Source organism: Gilliamella sp. B2923 (genome assembly GCF_026536565.1).
Classification (GTDB): Bacteria; Pseudomonadota; Gammaproteobacteria; order Enterobacterales; family Orbaceae; genus Gilliamella.
Window position 1 is genome coordinate 1 of the sequence record NZ_JAFNNZ010000006.1, and the last position, 19,664, is coordinate 19,664.

The 19,664-nt window shown below is 35.6% G+C and carries 19 protein-coding genes; 6 read left to right on the forward strand and 13 right to left on the reverse strand.

Translation table 11 applies throughout. From position 1 onward, the window contains the following. Positions 1 to 625: 625 nt before the first annotated feature. From J3U42_RS07630 to murA, 6 genes are all read right to left on the reverse strand, one after another. Positions 626 to 1,696: an acyltransferase gene (locus J3U42_RS07630; RefSeq protein WP_267336141.1), complete on the reverse strand. Its 1,071-nt coding sequence runs from the start codon at positions 1,694 to 1,696 to the stop codon at positions 626 to 628. Between the two features lie 152 nt (positions 1,697 to 1,848). Then, on the reverse strand, positions 1,849 to 2,115 hold the full coding sequence (locus tag J3U42_RS07635) for a GNAT family N-acetyltransferase (protein ID WP_416380452.1): 267 nt from the start codon (positions 2,113 to 2,115) through the stop codon (positions 1,849 to 1,851). 223 nt (positions 2,116 to 2,338) lie between these two features. Then, a complete protein-coding gene (pfkA, locus tag J3U42_RS07640) occupies positions 2,339 to 3,301 on the reverse strand; it encodes a 6-phosphofructokinase (protein WP_220218747.1) in 963 nt (320 codons plus the stop codon). Between the two features lie 92 nt (positions 3,302 to 3,393). Beyond that, positions 3,394 to 4,290, reverse strand: coding sequence for a cation diffusion facilitator family transporter (locus J3U42_RS07645; RefSeq protein WP_220218746.1), 897 nt, complete (start codon positions 4,288 to 4,290; stop codon positions 3,394 to 3,396). A 7-nt stretch (positions 4,291 to 4,297) separates the two neighbouring features. Continuing rightward, positions 4,298 to 4,873 carry a DJ-1 family glyoxalase III gene (locus tag J3U42_RS07650; RefSeq protein ID WP_267336142.1) on the reverse strand — a complete coding sequence of 192 codons (576 nt, stop codon included), beginning with the start codon at positions 4,871 to 4,873 and terminating at the stop codon, positions 4,298 to 4,300. Between the two features lie 52 nt (positions 4,874 to 4,925). Beyond that, a complete protein-coding gene (murA, locus tag J3U42_RS07655; RefSeq protein WP_267336143.1) occupies positions 4,926 to 6,179 on the reverse strand; it encodes a UDP-N-acetylglucosamine 1-carboxyvinyltransferase in 1,254 nt (417 codons plus the stop codon). Positions 6,180 to 6,472: 293 nt separating this feature from the next. Here murA and J3U42_RS07660 point away from each other — a divergent pair, with 293 nt between their 5' ends. The 4 genes from J3U42_RS07660 to can all read left to right on the forward strand — a co-directional run bounded on the left by J3U42_RS07660 (position 6,473) and on the right by can (position 9,694). Continuing rightward, positions 6,473 to 6,670: a YbdD/YjiX family protein gene (locus tag J3U42_RS07660; protein WP_220218743.1), complete on the forward strand. Its 198-nt coding sequence runs from the start codon at positions 6,473 to 6,475 to the stop codon at positions 6,668 to 6,670. 17 nt (positions 6,671 to 6,687) lie between these two features. Continuing rightward, entirely contained in the window at positions 6,688 to 7,728 is a 1,041-nt protein-coding gene (locus tag J3U42_RS07665; RefSeq protein WP_267329485.1) for a CobW family GTP-binding protein, read from the forward strand. Positions 7,729 to 7,906: 178 nt separating this feature from the next. Next, positions 7,907 to 8,968 (forward strand): FAD-binding protein, encoded by a 1,062-nt coding sequence (locus tag J3U42_RS07670; RefSeq protein ID WP_220218741.1) that lies wholly within the window; start codon positions 7,907 to 7,909, stop codon positions 8,966 to 8,968. A 63-nt stretch (positions 8,969 to 9,031) separates the two neighbouring features. Beyond that, a complete protein-coding gene (can, locus tag J3U42_RS07675; RefSeq protein ID WP_220218740.1) occupies positions 9,032 to 9,694 on the forward strand; it encodes a carbonate dehydratase in 663 nt (220 codons plus the stop codon). A 2-nt stretch (positions 9,695 to 9,696) separates the two neighbouring features. Here the strand turns inward: can and nrdG are convergent, their stop codons facing one another. The 5 genes from nrdG to trxA form a co-directional block, all read right to left on the reverse strand. Further along, positions 9,697 to 10,170, reverse strand: a complete 474-nt coding sequence (nrdG, locus tag J3U42_RS07680) for an anaerobic ribonucleoside-triphosphate reductase-activating protein (protein WP_267329484.1) — start codon at positions 10,168 to 10,170, stop codon at positions 9,697 to 9,699. Positions 10,171 to 10,187: 17 nt separating this feature from the next. Beyond that, complete coding sequence (gene nrdD, locus J3U42_RS07685; RefSeq protein ID WP_220218738.1) at positions 10,188 to 12,323, reverse strand: anaerobic ribonucleoside-triphosphate reductase; 2,136 nt, start codon at positions 12,321 to 12,323, stop codon at positions 10,188 to 10,190. Between the two features lie 380 nt (positions 12,324 to 12,703). After that, the gene (gene gndA, locus J3U42_RS07690; RefSeq protein WP_267329483.1) at positions 12,704 to 14,119 is read right to left on the reverse strand and encodes an NADP-dependent phosphogluconate dehydrogenase; all 1,416 of its coding nucleotides are present in this window, start codon (positions 14,117 to 14,119) and stop codon (positions 12,704 to 12,706) included. Between the two features lie 182 nt (positions 14,120 to 14,301). Continuing rightward, positions 14,302 to 15,564 carry a transcription termination factor Rho gene (rho, locus tag J3U42_RS07695; protein WP_220218736.1) on the reverse strand — a complete coding sequence of 421 codons (1,263 nt, stop codon included), beginning with the start codon at positions 15,562 to 15,564 and terminating at the stop codon, positions 14,302 to 14,304. 358 nt (positions 15,565 to 15,922) lie between these two features. Next, entirely contained in the window at positions 15,923 to 16,249 is a 327-nt protein-coding gene (gene trxA / locus J3U42_RS07700) for a thioredoxin TrxA (protein WP_220218735.1), read from the reverse strand. A 159-nt stretch (positions 16,250 to 16,408) separates the two neighbouring features. Here trxA and rhlB point away from each other — a divergent pair, with 159 nt between their 5' ends. Then, positions 16,409 to 17,635: an ATP-dependent RNA helicase RhlB gene (gene rhlB, locus J3U42_RS07705; protein WP_220218734.1), complete on the forward strand. Its 1,227-nt coding sequence runs from the start codon at positions 16,409 to 16,411 to the stop codon at positions 17,633 to 17,635. 118 nt (positions 17,636 to 17,753) lie between these two features. Here the strand turns inward: rhlB and J3U42_RS07710 are convergent, their stop codons facing one another. Beyond that, positions 17,754 to 18,362 carry a TfoX/Sxy family protein gene (locus J3U42_RS07710; protein ID WP_267336144.1) on the reverse strand — a complete coding sequence of 203 codons (609 nt, stop codon included), beginning with the start codon at positions 18,360 to 18,362 and terminating at the stop codon, positions 17,754 to 17,756. 317 nt (positions 18,363 to 18,679) lie between these two features. Between J3U42_RS07710 and J3U42_RS07715 the strand changes: the two genes are divergently transcribed. Continuing rightward, positions 18,680 to 19,324, forward strand: a complete 645-nt coding sequence (locus tag J3U42_RS07715; RefSeq protein ID WP_267329482.1) for a hypothetical protein — start codon at positions 18,680 to 18,682, stop codon at positions 19,322 to 19,324. A gap of 1 nt (position 19,325) precedes the next feature. Here the strand turns inward: J3U42_RS07715 and glnB are convergent, their stop codons facing one another. Beyond that, on the reverse strand, positions 19,326 to 19,664 hold the full coding sequence (gene glnB / locus J3U42_RS07720) for a nitrogen regulatory protein P-II (protein ID WP_065586186.1): 339 nt from the start codon (positions 19,662 to 19,664) through the stop codon (positions 19,326 to 19,328).

Genomic DNA, 19,664 nt, shown 5'->3' on the forward strand with positions numbered 1-19,664 from the left:
TGCTCACTAACCACTTTTCCCGTCTGCTTTCGCTGACGCCGTGTCAGTGGATGCGCATTATAGGCACTTCATTTTTTTTAGCAAGCAAAAAATTGGCATTTTTTTTCGTTTGTCTTATATTTGTTCAGATCAATGCTTTTGGCAGATTTGATTTTCTACAAATATAAATAGGAACATTACGAAAAAACAGATTATTAGCAGAAAAATTGTTGATAAACTCATACGGCAAGCATTATCGCAAAATTATTTATCTAAATGACCAGAATAAAACTAAGGCGCCATATAAAACAGTGAGAATATCTATCAAGCTGCACACCATTTCAAGGCTAAGCGCCGTGTTATGCGATGATATTTTACCGTCTTGGATTGTCTATATAGGTTCAATTGTATAAAAATCAAGCCCTCTACTTACAATATCAATAACGTAAACTGTTTGAGATCAAATCATACGCAGTAACAATTTATTTTTATCATAAGATTTGATCTTTCAATCTATTTTGCTGCTGATCAATAACAAAGAGTGAGGAAACAAAAAACCAGTGCTTCGACTTGAATGCACTGGCTTTTTCGGTCAACTGATAATTATTCTTTAATCGTAGTTGATTTGAATGTAGATCAATGAATCCTATCGACTACCACCAATGAGAAATTTGGCTTTATCTTTGAAAATAAATTTTATTAGATTAGCAATTAGCACACTTATTAATAGTGTTGAGATTAAAAAGCTTATTGCTCCTAAGGCAGCTAGCTCACCATTACCAGTTTTAATGATGTCGCCAAATGGTGAGGCGATAACTTGTTGCTCTAACAATAATATGACAATTTCATGTATAAAGTAGACAGGAAAACTGATGTTAGCCATATAAGAGAAGAATTTATAAACTTTCCCTTCATTTGTTTTATGATTGATACTATCTAAAAAATAGAGTGCTAAGATAAATAAGACAATTTTTTGTAGCGTATCATAATAAAGGTTTTCTACCCCAAAATAACTAACATAACGATAAGCATAGGGTATAAACAGACACAGGCAGAAAAAGAACATAACCAAAATTAAGTTATCTTTAACCGCTTTCATGATCTTTTCATAATTCTGCTTAATCATCATACCGGTTAAATAAACTGGTCCATAATGTAAGAGATTCAATAATGGCTTAGTAAAGTCAGGTTTAGTAAACATCACAACCCAAAACATGCAAATTAAACCGGCAATAATCAAACTTTTTTTAGACCAAGAATAAAGTCGTGGCCCCATTAAATAGATAATAATTATCATCGGCATAAACCATAAAGGCAAAAGCGCAGTACCAGTTAACATCATTTTAACTATGGCACTAACCATGCTTGTTTCTGTTGATGAATAAAATGGTAAACCGGATAAATATTGATAATGGAAAAAGAAGAAGCAGAATATCGATACGGATATATAAGGACAAACAACGGTCTTAAATTTGGATAAATAGTAGGTTTTAGTATCAAATTTATAAGTGAGATGTTGAAATAAAAAACCGGCGATTAAAACAAAAAAAGTAGTAAAGTTAAATGCAAATAAATTCAAAAAAGAAAACAGATAACTATTAGCAATTAAACCACTATTTTTAAATACCCCTAAGCTGTGGCTAAATACAATCATAATAATTGCTAAACCACGTAATACATGGATAGAATGAATTTTCTGAGCTTTTACTGATGTCATTTTCAAATACGGATAGTTAACAGATTTAATTTGCAATACATTAACACATATTCTTACAGAGAAAACTAGCTTTTACAAAAATAAAAAAACAAAATAAATCTTGACAAAAATAGACTTTAAATCCTTACATTATAATAAATATTTTCGCTTCGCTATTTTGCTAACTTTTTAGCTGCAAATGAACAGATAGGAATAATTTCCCGTTGTTCTTGCTGTAATTTATCAACCACCCGATCTAATAATTTATCAGCAATGCCTTGCCCACGATAAGACGGCTCTATATAAGTATGATTAATCGTTGCTTTATTTTGCCCAATACGAGTAAAGGTCATTTCACCAACTTGATTATCATTTTCATCACAAACATAAAACCGATTTTTATCTTCTAAATAATGTAGTGACATAAGTTCTTTCCTTATTGACTGTTTTTAAGATTTATCGAGCGACTGCTAAGCTCACAGATGATTAAGAAAGGTAAAGACTACTTTAATATAAACGAATAATTTGCAGAAACGAAGTTTAAATCTAAAAGGTGAATTTTTGCCGATAATAACTTTAGCGCTATAAACTTCAAAATTTCACCTAATTGTTAGTTATATTACTTTGATTAACATTGCTTGAGCAATTTAAAATCAATCAATATTAAAATAAGCGTTTTGCTGTATTATATAAATCCATATCAAATGGTCGTTTCATGGTGTTGATCGCTTCGATAATATCGTGATGTACTAATTTGCCATTTTGTACACCGACACAGCGCCCAGCGTGTCCTTGCTGTAATAATTCTACCGCAAAAGCACCCATACGAGAACCTAAAATACGATCGTAAGGCACTGGCGAGCCACCACGTTGTACATGGCCTAATACTGTTGCCCTAGTTTCATGATGAACCGCCGCTTCAATATCAGCAGCTAGCTTATTCACATCGCACATATGTTCTGTAACAGTGACGATGGCATGTTTTTTCCCTTTTGCAAATCCTAATTTGATCTCTTCAATTAGGTCTTCTTTAGTATAAGAAACTTCAGGAATAATCATAAATTCACAGCCGCCAGCAACCGCTGCATTTAAGGTTAAATCACCACAATCACGTCCCATAATTTCGATAACCGAAATACGGTGATGCGAAGAACAAGTATCACGTAATCTATCAATTGCTTCAACGGCAGTGCTTAGTGCAGTGAAATAACCGATTGTGTAATCAGTCCCACGGATATCATTATCTATTGTGCCTGGTAGACCAATACATGGGAAACCTTCTTCCGTTAAACGCATTGCTCCCATATAAGAGCCATCACCACCAATAACGACTAATGCATCGATTTGATGTTGTTTTAAGTTAGCAATAGCTTTTTGCCTAACTTCTTTATCTTTGAACTCAGGAAATCTTGCAGAACCTAAAAAAGTACCGCCTCGAGTAATAATATCCGATACACTCGAACGGTCTAACTGTGTGATTCGATTTTCACAAAGACCTAAATAACCGTCATAAATACCAAAAACATCCAGACCTTCTGTTAGTGCAGTTCTTACTACACCACGAATAGCTGCATTCATCCCCGGTGCATCACCACCACTGGTTAAAATACCTATTTTTTTTATCATACAAAATAACTCCAAATTATTGACTTTTGGCTATTATAGAGTCTTAACAGATATCTAACAATAGAAGATAAAAGCTATTTTGAATGATTTTTCTACTGATTTTTTTCAGTAGGTACAACCGAGAGAGGATCTTGATGAATAATAACTTTTGCCGGAGAGAACTCTTTTGAGATGCTTTTTTCGATAGCATCAGCAATAGCATGCGCTTTAATTAACGGTAAATTATCATCCAGTTCAATATGCAACTGAATAAATTTAACCGGGCCGGCTTGTCTGGTTTTGAGATCATGGAAACCATGCACATCTGAATACATCGCAACAATTTCAGCGATTCTAGTGTTATCACTATCAGGTAATGCACGATCAAGTAGATCTTGAATGGCATTGTAAGCAATTTTACAAGCATTATAAAAAATATAGAGCGATATAAAAAATGCAAAGCCAGCATCGGCATAAGCAACCCCGTACCAACTTAAACATAAAGCAATAACAACAGCAATATTCATAAACAAATCAGAAGAGTAATGCAACATATCCGCTTGTATGGCTTTACTTTTTGTGACTTTAATGACATGTCTTTGATATAAAATTAATGTTGCAGTAAAAACAGTAGAAATAGTTGATACCACAATACCTAGTAACGGCGTTTGAATACTGGTTGGATAGATCATTGATTTGATACTTGATAGCAATAACACCGTTGCAGAGCCGATAATAAAGGTACCTTGCGCTAATGCAGCTAGCGATTCAGCTTTACCATGACCAAAGGTATGATCGTCATCAGCAGGTTTTAATGCATAACGAACTAAAAAGAAATTAAGACCAGACGCTAATAGGTCGATACCGGAATCTAACAATGACGCAAATAAGCTCATCGACCCGGTTAGCCAACAGGTAATTAATTTAATGATTATCAGAAAAGTAGAAATTAAAACAGCACTTAATGTCGCTCTTTTAACTAACTTTTCATACAATGCTGAAGATTGCATGTAATGGCTATTGATAGTTATCGATGCCAAGCGGTAAAACAAGTTGCTTTGCAACTTCCGCCGCTTTTTCAGCCCCTAATAAAGCATCAATGATTTTTAATGCAAAATCAATTGACGTTGCCGGGCCTTGACTGGTGATCACTTTGTGTTTTACATCAAAATAAGCTCTATCAGATTTCCAATGTTTAAATGCATCTTTAGTCGTCGGATAACCGGTCATGTATGCATCAGGAAGTAAATTATGATATTGGAACACCATTGCTGGTGATGCGCAAATCGCAGCGATAATGTTACCGGCTTGATGCGTCTGTTTTAATTTTTCAATCAGCGCCGGGCAATCTCTGAAATTTTCAGCGCCTTTTAAGCCGCCCGGTAAAATCACAATATCAAAATTAAGGTCTTTAACTTCGTTAAATGTTTTTTGCGCTAAAATTGTTACGCCTCGTGAACATTTAACTTCACGTGTTTGGGAGATACTGGCATCGGTCACTTCAATGCCAGCACGGGTTAAAAGGTCAATAACAGTCACTGCTTCTGTTTCTTCACAGCCTTCTGATAAAAAGATTAATGCTTTTTTAGTCATCATTACACTCCTTTTAACCCTAATGATTTAACACAAATTTGACAGCGCAAAATTATTCGCATCTTTCAATTTTGGCCCCTAACTTTCTTAATTTGTCTTCTATATTGTCATAACCACGATCGATATGATAGATACGATCAACAATAGTTAAGCCATCGGCAATACAACCGGCTAACACCAAACTAGCTGACGCACGTAAATCAGTTGCCATAACTTGAGCGCCACTAAGTTTTTCAACGCCATGAGTGATTAAGGTATTACCTTCGATTTCAGCTCTTGCACCCATACGAATAAGTTCAGGTACATGCATAAATCGATTTTCAAAAATGGTCTCTTTAATAATACCGGTACCTTGTGCAACCATATTAAGTAAAGAGAATTGTGCTTGCATATCAGTTGGAAAGCCCGGATGTGGTGCGGTATGGATATTAACCGCTTGAGGTTGTTTACCTTGCATATCTAAACAGATCCAATCATCACCGGTTTGGATATCTGCACCGGCTTCTTTTAGTTTTGATATTACGGCGTCAAGTAAACTAGGGTCGGTGTTACGACAAGTAATTTTACCTTTTGATATGGCTGCTGCAACTAAAAAAGTACCAGTTTCGATACGATCAGAAACAATTTCATGCACTCCGCCACCTAAACGTTTAACCCCTTCAATCTCAATACGAACAGTACCGGCACCTGTTATTTTCGCGCCTAAAGTATTTAAAAATTTAGCTGTATCCACAATTTCAGGTTCACAAGCAGCATTTTCAATAATGGTTTTACCTTCTGCTAATGTAGCTGCTGACATAATTGTCACAGTCGCACCAACACTGACTTTATCCATTACAATATGTGCACCTTTTAATCGACCATCGACTGATGCTTTAACATAGCCTTCATCAAGGGTTATGGTTGCCCCGAGTTGCTGTAAGCCGGTAATGTGTAAATCAACGGGTCTTGCACCTATCGCACAGCCACCGGGTAATGAAACCTGTCCTTGACCAAAACGAGCAACTAATGGTCCTAAAGCCCATATCGATGCACGCATTGTTTTAACTAAATCGTAAGGTGCGCAATAGTTATTAAGTTGGCTTGCATCAAGTTTAATGGAGCCATTACGTTCACACTTCACCCCTAATTGACTTAATAAAGCTAAAGTCGTATCAATATCTTTTAATTTAGGAACATTTTGTAACTCAACAGGATCTTGCGCCAAAATTGCAGCAAATAAGATAGGTAGTGCCGCATTTTTAGCACCAGAAATAACAACTTCGCCATTTAAAGATGTTGGGCCGATTACGTGAAACTTTTCCATTATTAACTCGTTATTGTAAAAAATTGTCGGTATTATAAAAGTTATTTTAAGATAGATAAATGCATTTTATTAAATATATTGTTATCTTTAGGCTTTAAATAAGTTACAACAAATATAAATGATATAAAATAACGTATTTAACCATGGTTACTGTTAATCAATGATTGACTCTAATTAATTGACATTTTATAGTGAAATGTCTTTAGTTGAATAATTTTGCTAGTTTATAAGAAACTAAAAAGTTATCATTCATAATATTATGCAATAAAACTTTACTGAGTAAGAGAAAACCTATGTTTGATTCAATTGCCAAAGCAGGAAAATACCTCGGTCAAGCAGCTAAACTCATGGTGGGCATTCCCGATTATGATACCTATGTGCAACATATGAAGTTGACGCATCCCGATCAGACCCCAATGACTTATGAAGAGTTTTTCAAAGAGCGACAAGATGCTCGTTACGGCGGTAAAGGTGGTTTTAAATGCTGTTAACCGTTGAGAGATAAGTAATGACAGACCAGCTCCCTTCTTCTTTACTGCCCGTCACTTTATTAACTGGTTTTCTCGGTTCCGGTAAAACAACGCTGATCAATTATCTGTTGAAACATCATCATGATGAGAAAATAATCATCATTGAAAACGAATTTGGTCCGGTCAACCTTGATAGTGAATTATTAACTACCAGCACAGATATTCAAATTGTCGAAATGACGAATGGTTGTATTTGTTGTACCGTGCAGGGTGAACTTACCGAAGCACTACATCAATTACATGCTCAACGAGCCAGCGGAGAGCTGCAATTTGATCGGCTTATTATTGAAACTACAGGTCTTGCCGATCCCGCACCGATTATTCAAACGTTTTTTATTGATGATTTAATCCGTCAAACCATTGAACTTGATGCAATTATTACTCTCGTTGATGCCCAACATATTACTCAACAGTTAGATGAGCACCGTGTTGCGCAATCACAAATTGGGTTTGCCGATCGCATAATTATCACAAAAACAGATTGCATTGATGATGAGCAAAAATCTCAAGTATTAAATAGAATCAATAAAATTAATAATAAAGCACAAATTTTTCAAGCCATTAAGGGGGAAATCCCCAAATCACAATGGCTAGACATTCATGCCTTTGATTTGAACGATGAGCTTAATATTAATCAAGGCTTTTTTGTCATCAACCCTTCAAAAAATCAAGAAGTTAATTTCAAATCTATCCCCTATGCCAAACCGTCTAACGCTTGGAATGATAATATCTGTTCTTATCTGTTTGAAGCCGGAGAACTCGATCTTAAAAAGATTGGCAGTTTTATGGAAAGTTTAGTCGAGCAGTACGGAAATGACATGTTACGTTACAAAGGGGTGTTGGCAATTAAAGATAATGAACAACGTTTGATTGTTCAAGGTGTACATAAAGTGGTTGGATTTGACTACGGCTCACCATGGCAAGATCCAGCGCAAAAAGTGTCTCGCTTAGTGGTGATTAGTCGTAAATTACCATTTGAAACCTTAAATGAAGCATTTTTAAAAACGGTTGCCAATTAACACTTTGATTGAAAAAGCACATTTAATATTTGGTTTTTATACTGAAACGTAGGGTATTTCTGAAAGTTCTTGACAAAAATAACGAATCTCATCAATCATTGTACGAATAAACACATTTTGCAATAAATTGTGTTAATATAAGCGCCATTCAAAAGCTCAAAACTAACGAAATAAAAGCATGGATTACGATATTGCAATTATTGGTCTTGGACCAGCCGGCAGTACACTAGCGCGTCTACTTAGCTCATCTTTCAAAGTTATTGCATTAGATAAAAAACATCAAACTGGTGATGAAGGGTTTCATAAGCCATGCGGTGGATTATTAGCCGATGATGCACAAAAAGCTTTTGTCAGACAAAATTTAAATTTACCAAAAAGTATTTTGACCGATCCTCAAATCTTCAGTGTCAAAACATTTGATTTACAATCAAAACTTGTGCGTAATTATCAACGCAGTTATGTCAGCTTTGATAGGCACAAATTTGATCTTTGGTTGAAATCTCTCATCCCGGAAAATGTCACGGTTCTACATAATACGTTATGTAAAGAAGTGAGAAGAGTTATTGATGGCTATCAAGTTACTTATCAAGACGAAAATAAAGTAGAACATAACATCACCGCACAATATGTTGTCGGGGCTGATGGTGCTAATTCAGTTGTCCGAAGAATGCGTTATCCAAATCATTCTATAAGGCAATATGTTGCCATTCAACAATGGTTTGCTGAAAAAAATCCGCATCCTTTTTATTCATGTATTTTTGATAATGCGACCACTAATTGCTATGCCTGGAGCATTTCTAAAGACGGATACTTTATTTTTGGTGGTGCCTTTGCCAAAAAAGAAGCCAATGAACATTTTGAGTTATTAAAAGAGAAATTAACTCAGCAAGGATTTGTTTTTGGTGAGCCATTAAAAACCGAAAAATGTTTAGTCGTTTACCCAAATCGATTCCGTGATTTTTATACCGGTAATGAAAACATATTTCTAATCGGCGAAGCCGCAGGATTTATCAGTGCCAGTTCGTTAGAAGGAATTAGCTACGCGCTTGATAGCGCTGAAATTTTAAGCAAAATATTCAATGATCGGCACCCCAAACCGAATAAACGTTATTATCAAAAAACCATGCCACTACGCATCAAACTGTATAGCAAAATCATTAAGGCCAAATTTTTAACCACACCATTATGGCGTAAATTAATCATGGCAAGCAAAATCCAACACATAAATACAATAAAGTAATTAGTAACACGTGTTAGCAGTTAACTCTGTCAAATAGTAATGAAATAAAAGGAAATAATGAGTATGTTTGATGTAAACGATCTGATTCGTTTTAATCACGAATGGTCAGAAAAAATAGAATTAGAAGATCCGGATTTTTTTAAACAGCTTGCAATTGCTCAAAATCCTAAGTTTTTATGGATTGGTTGTTCTGATAGCCGAGTCCCTGCTGAAAAGCTGATCAAATTAAAGCCCGGCGAATTATTCGTTCATCGTAATGTCGGTAATTTAGTCATTCACACCGACTTAAATTGTTTATCAGTCGTACAATATGCGGTTGATGTGCTTGAAATAGAAGACATTATTGTATGTGGTCATTTAGGCTGTGGTGGTATTCGTGCGGCGGTTGAAAATCCGGACTTAGGCTTGATCAATAATTGGTTATTGCATATTCGTGATTTATGGTTTCGTTACAGTTCGTTAATTGGTGAATTTCCGGCTAATATCCGTATGGATATTTTGTGTGAACTAAATGTTATTGAACAAGTCTATAACCTTGGCCATTCAACCATTATCCAATCGGCTTGGCAACGAGGAAAGAAAATCAACTTACATGGCTGGGTTTATGGTATTGATAATGGCAAGATCACCGATTTACACATCAGCTCATCCAGCAGTGAAAATTTAGAAATCAATTATCGTGAAGCGATTTCTTACCTGTTAAATCTACACAAATCACAACAATAATTTTAGGATGGATCTTTAAAACGGTAGATGACTTGATTGCTACTTCCTCGCCATAATAGCCTTGGATCGGCAAGTTCTTGCACAAACTTGCCATCGATAAGTACATCAATATAAGGAATAACCGCTTGTTGTTCAGCGGTTAATTCGTCAAGTTTATACCCTGTCCATAACCAGATATCTTTATTCTCACACTCAGATTTCACCCGTTTAACCAATTTTAATATTGCCGGGACATTTTGCGGATGCAACGGATCACCGCCGGAGAGGGATAACCCTTGACGTTTAATTTCGGTGTCTTGTAAATCTTTAATAATTTGATCTTCAAGTGATTGTGTAAATGGCGAACCAGAATTTAATCCCCAAGTACTTTTGTTATAGCAGCCGGGACACTGATGTACACAGCCTGCTACAAAAAGTACACAGCGAGTCCCTTCGCCATTAACCACATCGACTGGATAGTAACGATGATAATTCATAAGTTTTTCATGAATAATTAGCCAATTTGACCATTATTTAAGTGTTTTACTCGTCGCTTCACTTCTTCTTGCTTGCCAGCATTAAACGGACGAGCATCAGGACTACCTAAATAACCACAAACACGACGGGTCACAGAGACCTTTGATGAATCATGATTGCCACAACTAGGACAAACAAATCCTTTGCTGGTACATGAAAATTCACCCGTAAAGCCGCATTCATAACACTCATCAATCGGAGTATTAGTACCATAATATGGAACACGAGTATAACTATAATCCCATACATCTTCTAATGCTTTAACATTATTGATCATATTTGGGTATTCGCCGTAGCAAATAAAGCCACCGCTGGCAACGGGTGGATAAGGTTTTTCAAACTCGATCTTCTCGTATGGATTAACCTTTTTCTCAACATCAAGATGAAAACTATTTGTATAGTAACCTTTATCCGTCACGCCCGGTATGACACCAAATTCAGCCGTATCTAACCGACAGAAGCGATCGCATAGATTTTCACTCGGCGTACTATATAAACTAAAACCATATCCGGTTTCGGCTTTCCATTGTTCAACAGCTTTACGCAGATGTTCAACAATTGCCACACCTTTAGCTCGTAATGTGTCATTATCAAACGGATGTGTTTGGTTGCCATAAAGTGCATTTAAGGTTTCATGAAGCCCGATATATCCTAATGAAATTGATGCACGACCATTTTTGAAGATTTCAGAAACGCTGTCATCCTCTTTTAGCCTTACGCCACATGCCCCTTCCATATATAAAATAGGTGCAACACGGGCTTTAACACCATCAAGACGAGCGATACGCGTCATAAGTGCTTTTTTGCAAAGTGCAAGACGTTTATCTAATATTTCCCAAAAACGCGTTTCATCACCTTTAGCTTCAATAGCGATACGTGGTAAATTTAAGCTAATTACACCCAAATTATTTCGCCCATCATGAATTTGCTCGCCGTCTTGCTCATAGACGCCTAAAAAGCTTCGGCATCCCATTGGGGTTTTAAATGAACCGGTGACTTCGACAACTTTATCGTAATTCAAAATATCCGGATACATACGCTTACTTGCACACTCTAAAGCAAGTTGTTTGATGTCATAATTTACATCACCTTGTTTATGATTTATGCCATCTTTAATCGCAAAAACCAATTTTGGGAATACGGCGGTTTTATGATTCTTACCTAAACCTTGAATACGGACTTTTAAAATAGATTCTTGAATCAAGCGTGATTCCCAGCTTGTTCCCAAACCAAAACCAAACGTCACAAATGGCGTTTGACCATTAGCAGTATGTAACGTGTTGACTTCATACTCTAAAGATTGGAAAGCATCATAACACTCTTTTTCGGTACGACTTTCAGCATAAGCTTCCGGATTTGGGATATCCCATTGTTCAGCAATTTTTTTATGTTTTTGATAACTGATTGTGACAAATTTTGCCAAAATCTCGTCAATACGATTAATGGTTGTGCCACCATAAATATGGCTTGCAACTTGCGCAATAATTTGTGCGGTTACTGCTGTAGCTGTCGCAATCGATTTGGGTGGTTCGATTTCGGCATTTCCCATTTTAAAACCATTTGTTAACATGCCATCTAAATCGATTAACATACAGTTGAACATGGGGAAAAAAGGCGCATAATCTAAATCATGATAGTGAATTTCACCGCAATCATGAGCATGAGAAATATCTTTCGGTAATAAATATTGTTTAGCATAGTGCCTTGCAACAATTCCAGCGAGTAAATCACGCTGAGTTGGGATTACTTTGCTGTCTTTATTAGCATTTTCATTTAAAATAGCGACGTTACTTTGTTCAATCAACCCTCGAATATCTTGATTTAAACGACTGCGCTCTTCACGAGCACGATCACGATCATGACGATATTCAATATAAGTTCTGGCTAGTTTTTTATAAGGACCTGACATCAACTGATTTTCAACAGCATTTTGAATTTCATTAATATCGACACTGTCTCGTTCTGCCATTTGATTGGTAACAACTCGAGCGACAGCTGCACAATAATCAGGATCTTGAACGTTAGCTGCAACAGCAGCTCTGACAATAGCATCTTTAATTCGAGTCTCATTAAACGCAGTTTGACAGCCATCTCGTTTGATTACAACAGGCATATATACTCCCCTCAACATTCATTAATAATTAGCGCTTGGCATAGGCTTGGTATCAACATAAATATTCATTGTAATTATTGAGAACAATTCATTTTTTGTCAGAATATTTGGTTTTACTTGATAAAGACTAGGATTTTCACATCGCTTAAACAACACTATATATAGTGGATATAAATGAATTATACACCATATATTGTGCTTTTCTAGATTTTTTAATAAATAAATTTGCTTGACAACGCTAAAGCTAATCGCCGCCAGTATTTTTTTTCATAGCGAAAAAAGAAACGACATAAAACAGATTAATCAAGAAAAGATAACTGAATTAGAGTGCAATTTTCATTGCACTCAATTTGAAAAGTTCAATAACAAAACAACACTATTTATGACTCAATGTTTAACCAATCAGTATGGAAAACACCTTCTTTGTCGATTCGTTTATAAGTATGTGCACCAAAATAATCCCGCTGAGCTTGAATCAAATTAGCGGGTAGCACAGCTGAACGATAGCTATCGTAATAAGCTATAGCTGAAGATAATGTTGGTACCGGGATCCCTTGTTGAACAGCTAAAGACACAACATCCCGTAACGATTGTTGATAAGCTTCAACTGTTTGGCAAAAATAAGGGGCAAGCAGTAAATTATCGATGTGATTATCAGCCGTATATGCATCGGTAATTTTTTGTAAAAACTGAGCACGTATAATACATCCGGCTCTAAAAATTTTAGCTATCTCGCCATAATTAAGTTGCCAATTATAGTGCTGTGAAGCCGCTTTTAACTGTGAAAAGCCTTGCGCATAAGAGATGATTTTACCCATATATAGCGCTTTACGCACTTTCTCTATTAACGCTTGTTTATCACCCGTAAAAGCAACCTGTTTTGGACCTTTCAAAATATTCGATGCCGCAACACGTTGCTGTTTAATGGCTGAAATATAACGTGCAAAAACCGACTCAGTTATCAATGATAAAGGTTCACCAAGATCTAAAGCGCTTTGGCTTGTCCATTTACCGGTACCTTTATTCCCGGCGGCATCTAAGATTTTATCAATTAAATAATCACCATTTTCATCTTTAAATCTGAAGATATCAGCGGTAATTTCTGTCAGATAGCTATCTAATTCGCCTTTATTCCAATCCGCAAAGACATCAGCAAGTTCATCATTAGTCAAACCGACGACATGTTTTAATACCCAATAGCTTTCAGCAATCAGCTGCATATCACCATATTCAATTCCATTATGTGCCATTTTGACATAATGACCGGCACCATCGGGACCAATATAAGTTACACATGGCTCACCATTTACCGTTGCGGCAATTTTCTCTAAAATTGGGGCAACTAATTCGTATGCCTCTTTTTGACCGCCTGGCATGATAGATGGTCCTTTTAATGCACCTTCTTCACCACCAGAGACACCTGCACCAATAAAGTTAAACCCTTCATCAGAAAGCATCTTATTGCGGCGAATGGTATCTTCAAAATAGGCATTACCGCCATCGATAATAATATCACCTTTATCTAATAGTGGTCTTAATTCATTGATAACAGCATCAGTACCTTTACCAGCTTGTACCATAATTAAGATTCGGCGAGGCTTTTCTAAAGAGTTCACAAAATCTTCAATGGTAAAATAAGGAACCAAGTGCTTATCAGAATGTTCAGCCATGACTTGTTCTGTTTTATCTTTAGAACGATTATAAATCGAGACAGAAAATCCGCGACTTTCAATATTCAGCGCTAGATTTCGCCCCATAACGGCCATTCCAATAACACCGATTTGTTGTTTAGACATGATTTGGCTCCTTAATTTAATCTCAAATAACCCTGTTAATAAGGTTGTTTTTACAACATCTTTAATTTAAAAAGTTCTATAAATTATAAATTACGCTATATTTTGCCACAAAAAAAGCCGTATCAGTATATAACACGGCTATTTTTCATTACTTTAATAATATTTTGTACTGACTGCGCAAATCATGAACGCTTCATCATTTCAAAAAACTCGTCATTGGTTTTAGTCATGGCAAGTTTATCGATTAAAAATTCCATTGCGTCAATCTCACCCATTGGGTTAAGAATTTTGCGTAAGATCCACATTTTTTGTAGTTCATCAGGTGAGGTCATTAAATCTTCTTTACGCGTACCGGAACGGTTAAAGTCAATAGCAGGGAACACACGGCGCTCAGCAATTTTACGCGATAAATGGACTTCCATATTACCCGTACCTTTAAACTCTTCGTAAATAACTTCATCCATTTTAGAGCCGGTATCAATCAGCGCAGTAGCAATAATGGTTAAGCTTCCGCCCTCTTCGACATTACGGGCAGCACCAAAAAAGCGTTTAGGACGATGTAAAGCATTTGCATCTACACCACCCGTTAATACCTTACCAGATGAAGGAATAACAGTGTTGTATGCACGCGCCAAACGAGTAATTGAATCTAATAAAATAATGACATCTTTCTTATGTTCGACAAGACGTTTTGCTCGTTCAATTACCATTTCAGCGACTTGAACATGGCGAGCCGCTGGCTCATCAAATGTTGATGCAACAACTTCACCTTTCACTAATCGTTGCATTTCGGTCACTTCTTCCGGGCGTTCATCAATCATTAAAACAACTAATTCACATTCAGGATGATTGACCGCTAAACTTTGTGCAATATTTTGTAGCAACATTGTTTTACCCGCTTTAGGTGGGGCCACAATCAAACCACGTTGACCTTTACCGATAGGCGATGCTAAATCAAGAACTCTGGCTGTAATATCCTCAGTTGAGCCATTTCCGCGTTCCATGCGTAATCGAGAGTTGGGGTGAAGTGGAGTTAAGTTTTCAAAAAGAATTTTATTGCGGGCGTCTTCAGGTTTATCATGATTTACTTCATTAACTTTTAATAAAGCAAAATAACGCTCACCTTCTTTCGGTGGTCTAATTTTACCGGCGATGGTATCACCCGTTCTTAAATTAAACCGTCGAATTTGGCTAGGAGAAACATAGATATCGTCCGGACCAGCTAAATAAGAACTATCGGCCGAGCGTAAAAAGCCAAATCCATCTTGCAAAATTTCCAGCACACCATCACCAAAGATATCTTCTCCACTTTTGGCATGTTGTTTTAAGATTGCAAAGATAATGTCTTGTTTTCTAAGGCGGGCAAGGTTTTCAAGCCCCATTGTTTTTTCCCCAAGCGCTACAAGCTCAGAGACAGAAGTGTTTTTTAATTCAGTTAAATTCATAATTTTAAAAATTCTTGAGGATAAAATTGATATGTTTGCAATTACTGCTAAATTTGTATATTTCTTTCATTTACTTATAAAAAATTCTCTTTCTAACAATTCACAAACTTAATCTATTGTTAAACTTTTGATGATAATTATGTGTATAGGTTTATAGAATTTTCACCACTTTACCAAGAAAAACAAAGGATTGCTGAAAGGGGTTCTTGTAAGAAGCTAGCAATGTACACTAAAAAAACGGGCATGTCTATATTAAATTATAGATTTTGCCCATTTTTAAGCGAAATAGTGTAGAAAAACAAAATAAGCGTAACAATAATTACGCTTATTTTATTGTGATGGTGGATAGAATAAGAAACTAAAGTTGCGCATCAATAAAGCTTTTTAGCTGTGCTTTAGATACTGCACCTACTTGTGTTGCGACCACTTTACCGTTTTTAAAAATTAATAAAGTGGGTATTCCACGAATGCCAAATTTAGGCGCAATATTTGGGTTTTCTTCGACGTTTAATTTGGCAATAACAATCTTATCACTATATTCTGATGCAACTTCTTCCAAAATTGGGGCAATCATTTTACATGGTCCACACCACTCAGCCCAAAAATCCACTAAAACAGGTTTTGTTGATTCGTTGATAGTTTTATCAAAAATACTTTCTGAAAGTGCAACGATATTATGACTCATAGTCGTAATCTCCAATAATATAAATTTTATGGTTTTAATGTTAGGACATTTTACCGCTCTGTGCTAGTAATTATTTTAATAGGACATAATTATTAGTGATGCACTAGCTGTTAATATGTTATAATCGAAAAATTCTGATAATTATCTTTGACAACCACAATGATTCAATCATATCTTACAAAAACGACTTTTAGTCAGTTTCCTTTACATCCTTTAGTTATCAAAGCACTTGAAAAAAAGGGTTTTACTTATTGTACGCCTATTCAAGAACAAACGTTACCTTTTACTACAAAAGGTATTGATATTGCAGGACAAGGGCAAACAGGAACAGGCAAAACTATCGCTTTTTTAGCCTCAACCTTTAGTCACTTATTGAATCACCAACCGCTTGCTGATCATAGTATTAATCAACCTCGAGCAGTTATTATTGCACCTACCCGTGAATTAGTTGTACAAATTTACAATGATGCGCAAATATTATCTGAGGAAACCGGTTTAAAATTAGGTCTTGCTTATGGTGGCGATGGTTATGATAAACAATTAAAAATGCTATCAGCAGGTGTGGATATTTTGATAGCCACTACCGGACGATTAATCGATTATGCTAAGCAAAATTACATCAATCTGGAATCGATTCAAGTTGTGGTGTTAGATGAAGCAGATCGGATGTTTGATTTAGGATTCATTCGTGACGTTCGTTGGATTTTCAGACACATGACACCGCCACAAAAGCGCTTAACAATGCTCTTTTCAGCAACCTTAACCCACAACGTGCGTGAACTTGCCTTTGAGCATATGAACAATCCACAATATGTAGAAGTTGAACCCGAACAAAAAATCGGTCACCGTATTAAAGAAGAGCTGTTTTTCCCTTCTAACGAAGATAAACTGGCTTTGCTACAGACGCTTATTGAGGAAGAGTGGCCTGATCGTTGTATTGTATTTGCTAATACCAAAGTTGCTTGCGAAAAGATTTGGCGCCATTTAGTCGCTGACGGTCACCGTGTTGGATTACTAACCGGTGATATCGCACAAAAAAAACGGCTATCGATTCTTGAGCAGTTCACTCGCGGTGATTTAGATATTTTAGTGGCAACTGATGTTGCTGCACGTGGATTACACATTCCAAATGTAACACATGTATTTAACTATGATCTACCTGATGATTGTGATGATTATCGACATCGGATTGGTCGTACCGGCCGAGCGGGTGCTGAAGGCTATTCTATTTCATTGGCTTGTGAACGTTATTCACAGAATTTACCTGCAATTGAAAAAGCTATCGATCATGCCATTCCGGTAAGCCAATATGATCCTAATGCGTTGCTAACCAATTTACCTGTACCTAAAACATTTAAAAGAACAACACGAAGAAGAACGTCATAAAAAGATGAACCTCATAAATAGTTACAACGTTAGCTAAAACAATTAAATACCATCACTAAGGTGCTTATGCCTGTGATGGTATTATCTTAATCAACAATTAATTATAAGCTATTAATACCTACTCTTTTTTTTCTAAAAAAGATTGGTAATCTTTTTCAATTTCTTTGATTAATGTTTCAGATAACGATGCAACATGCCGACCATTTAGCGAACCATATAACGTAAATAACAGATTGCTTGAAATATCTGGTTTTTTATTCTTTATTCGGTAAAAAGCTTCTAAATATCCGATTTCGATAAATTTTTCTAAATCTGTAATCCCAACACTGTACAATAATTTTTCCAATGAAAAAGTAATATTCGGTAGAGATTTAATACGCTTCTGTTTTTGTTCTATTTTTTCATGCAGATCAAGTTCAGCATATTCAATTACCATTTTTACAATGGGAAGTAATTTTTGATGATCTTTCAACAAATCATCGCTAACTTTATAATAGTCAAGCTGCTTAGTTGCAATCCCTGCAGGTAAATTTAAAGGTTGCATGCCCAATTCAATAAAAATTGAGCGATAAAAAGCGTGCCCTCTTAAATAAAAATTTTGTTTATCAATCCAACCAAACATGATCTGTTTGCTGTTAATGCTAAACCCACCAAAAAACGTTTTAATCGACACATCTTCAAGACAAGAAAATTGTTTTAAGATTTCATTTGCAAATATAGAACTCATAATTTACTTCCATTTAAACTTAATAAAACAAATAACTTACATAAGTTACTACTCAATTTAAACTATCTTAAAATTTCTAATCCACAAACTATTTTTTTTATAAATTCATCATTATGGGATCTTCCTTCCATAAATGAATATAAAAAATATTTGTGCTTGATAAATTGAATTTTTGTGGGGCTAAATTCATTTATGATATTTGGTTGTTTATTAAGTAGACTGTTCTTAATAAATCTTTAAAAAGAAAAGCTGCTTTTACATTGTTATTCTGCTTAAATAATAATACAATCAGTACTTATTCGTTTAATGGTGCTTTTTTGTCAGATATAATCAATATGATCAAAAACCTTATTACTTTATTTTTTGTGTTTTGTTCATTTATCGCTTCAGCCGATAAAGTACCGTTAATAGAGTCACTAGCGCTTTGCTCGCCTGAGTTTTTTAAGGATGTTTATGCATCTAAAGATGAATTGAAAGCGCATACCAATATTGAAGTTTTTAATCAAAATCAAGCTTATATTCCTGTTGAAAATCGCGCCGATACAACCAAAAACTATATTTACTTTAAAACCCCAATTTTATATAAAAATCTTAAGATTATCGGTTATTATGATAGCGCAATGAATCTGGATAAAATGGGTAAATACTATTTTTGGGGATTTATTATTGATAATGATATCGATCAGATTAAAGATGCTTTAAATTTTCTCAATTGGAAAAATATGGAAGATAATTTGCTCTATATTGCTAATCCAATGATTCGCAACATCAACGATGATATTCAAGTTTGGCGTAAAAACACTGGCGCCGTTGTTGGTGTTAAAACCATTCCAGCACCGAATACCACTGAAAAACTACTGTTACTTGAGAAAGGTGATAATATGCGCCTTTTAATCTGTTCTATTCAAGGGGTTGTAACCCAAGAGTTACTTAAACAGGAAAGACCGGATATTCGCTACTAAGTTAAATAGCGGATTCATCCATTTCCCCGGTACGAATTCGTATCACTTGCTCCACGTTGTAAACAAAGATTTTACCGTCACCGATCTTGCCTGTTTGAGCCGTTTTCATAATTGTTTCAATGCACATTTCTAAAATATCATCAGGCACAATAAGTTCAATTTTAACTTTAGGTAAAAAATCGACCATATACTCTGCACCACGATAAAGCTCTGTATGCCCTTTTTGACGACCAAAACCTTTAACTTCTGTGACTGTCATACCGGTAATACCTTGATCGGCTAGTGCTTCTCGAATGTCATCGAGTTTAAATGGTTTGATGATAGCTTCAATTTTTTTCAT

What these genes read in the sequence shown, in the direction of transcription:
- J3U42_RS07630 (WP_267336141.1), bottom strand. Translation starts at nt 1,696, where the DNA reads ATGACATCAGTAAAAGCTCAGAAAATTCATTCTATCCATGTATTACGT.
- pfkA (WP_220218747.1), bottom strand. Translation starts at nt 3,301, where the DNA reads ATGATAAAAAAAATAGGTATTTTAACCAGTGGTGGTGATGCACCGGGG.
- J3U42_RS07645 (WP_220218746.1), bottom strand. Translation starts at nt 4,290, where the DNA reads ATGCAATCTTCAGCATTGTATGAAAAGTTAGTTAAAAGAGCGACATTA.
- J3U42_RS07650 (WP_267336142.1), bottom strand. Translation starts at nt 4,873, where the DNA reads ATGACTAAAAAAGCATTAATCTTTTTATCAGAAGGCTGTGAAGAAACA.
- murA (WP_267336143.1), bottom strand. Translation starts at nt 6,179, where the DNA reads ATGGAAAAGTTTCACGTAATCGGCCCAACATCTTTAAATGGCGAAGTT.
- J3U42_RS07660 (WP_220218743.1), top strand. Translation starts at nt 6,473, where the DNA reads ATGTTTGATTCAATTGCCAAAGCAGGAAAATACCTCGGTCAAGCAGCT.
- J3U42_RS07665 (WP_267329485.1), top strand. Translation starts at nt 6,688, where the DNA reads ATGACAGACCAGCTCCCTTCTTCTTTACTGCCCGTCACTTTATTAACT.
- J3U42_RS07670 (WP_220218741.1), top strand. Translation starts at nt 7,907, where the DNA reads ATGGATTACGATATTGCAATTATTGGTCTTGGACCAGCCGGCAGTACA.
- can (WP_220218740.1), top strand. Translation starts at nt 9,032, where the DNA reads ATGTTTGATGTAAACGATCTGATTCGTTTTAATCACGAATGGTCAGAA.
- nrdG (WP_267329484.1), bottom strand. Translation starts at nt 10,170, where the DNA reads ATGAATTATCATCGTTACTATCCAGTCGATGTGGTTAATGGCGAAGGG.
- nrdD (WP_220218738.1), bottom strand. Translation starts at nt 12,323, where the DNA reads ATGCCTGTTGTAATCAAACGAGATGGCTGTCAAACTGCGTTTAATGAG.
- gndA (WP_267329483.1), bottom strand. Translation starts at nt 14,119, where the DNA reads ATGTCTAAACAACAAATCGGTGTTATTGGAATGGCCGTTATGGGGCGA.
- rho (WP_220218736.1), bottom strand. Translation starts at nt 15,564, where the DNA reads ATGAATTTAACTGAATTAAAAAACACTTCTGTCTCTGAGCTTGTAGCG.
- trxA (WP_220218735.1), bottom strand. Translation starts at nt 16,249, where the DNA reads ATGAGTCATAATATCGTTGCACTTTCAGAAAGTATTTTTGATAAAACT.
- rhlB (WP_220218734.1), top strand. Translation starts at nt 16,409, where the DNA reads ATGATTCAATCATATCTTACAAAAACGACTTTTAGTCAGTTTCCTTTA.
- J3U42_RS07710 (WP_267336144.1), bottom strand. Translation starts at nt 18,362, where the DNA reads ATGAGTTCTATATTTGCAAATGAAATCTTAAAACAATTTTCTTGTCTT.
- glnB (WP_065586186.1), bottom strand. Translation starts at nt 19,664, where the DNA reads ATGAAAAAAATTGAAGCTATCATCAAACCATTTAAACTCGATGACATT.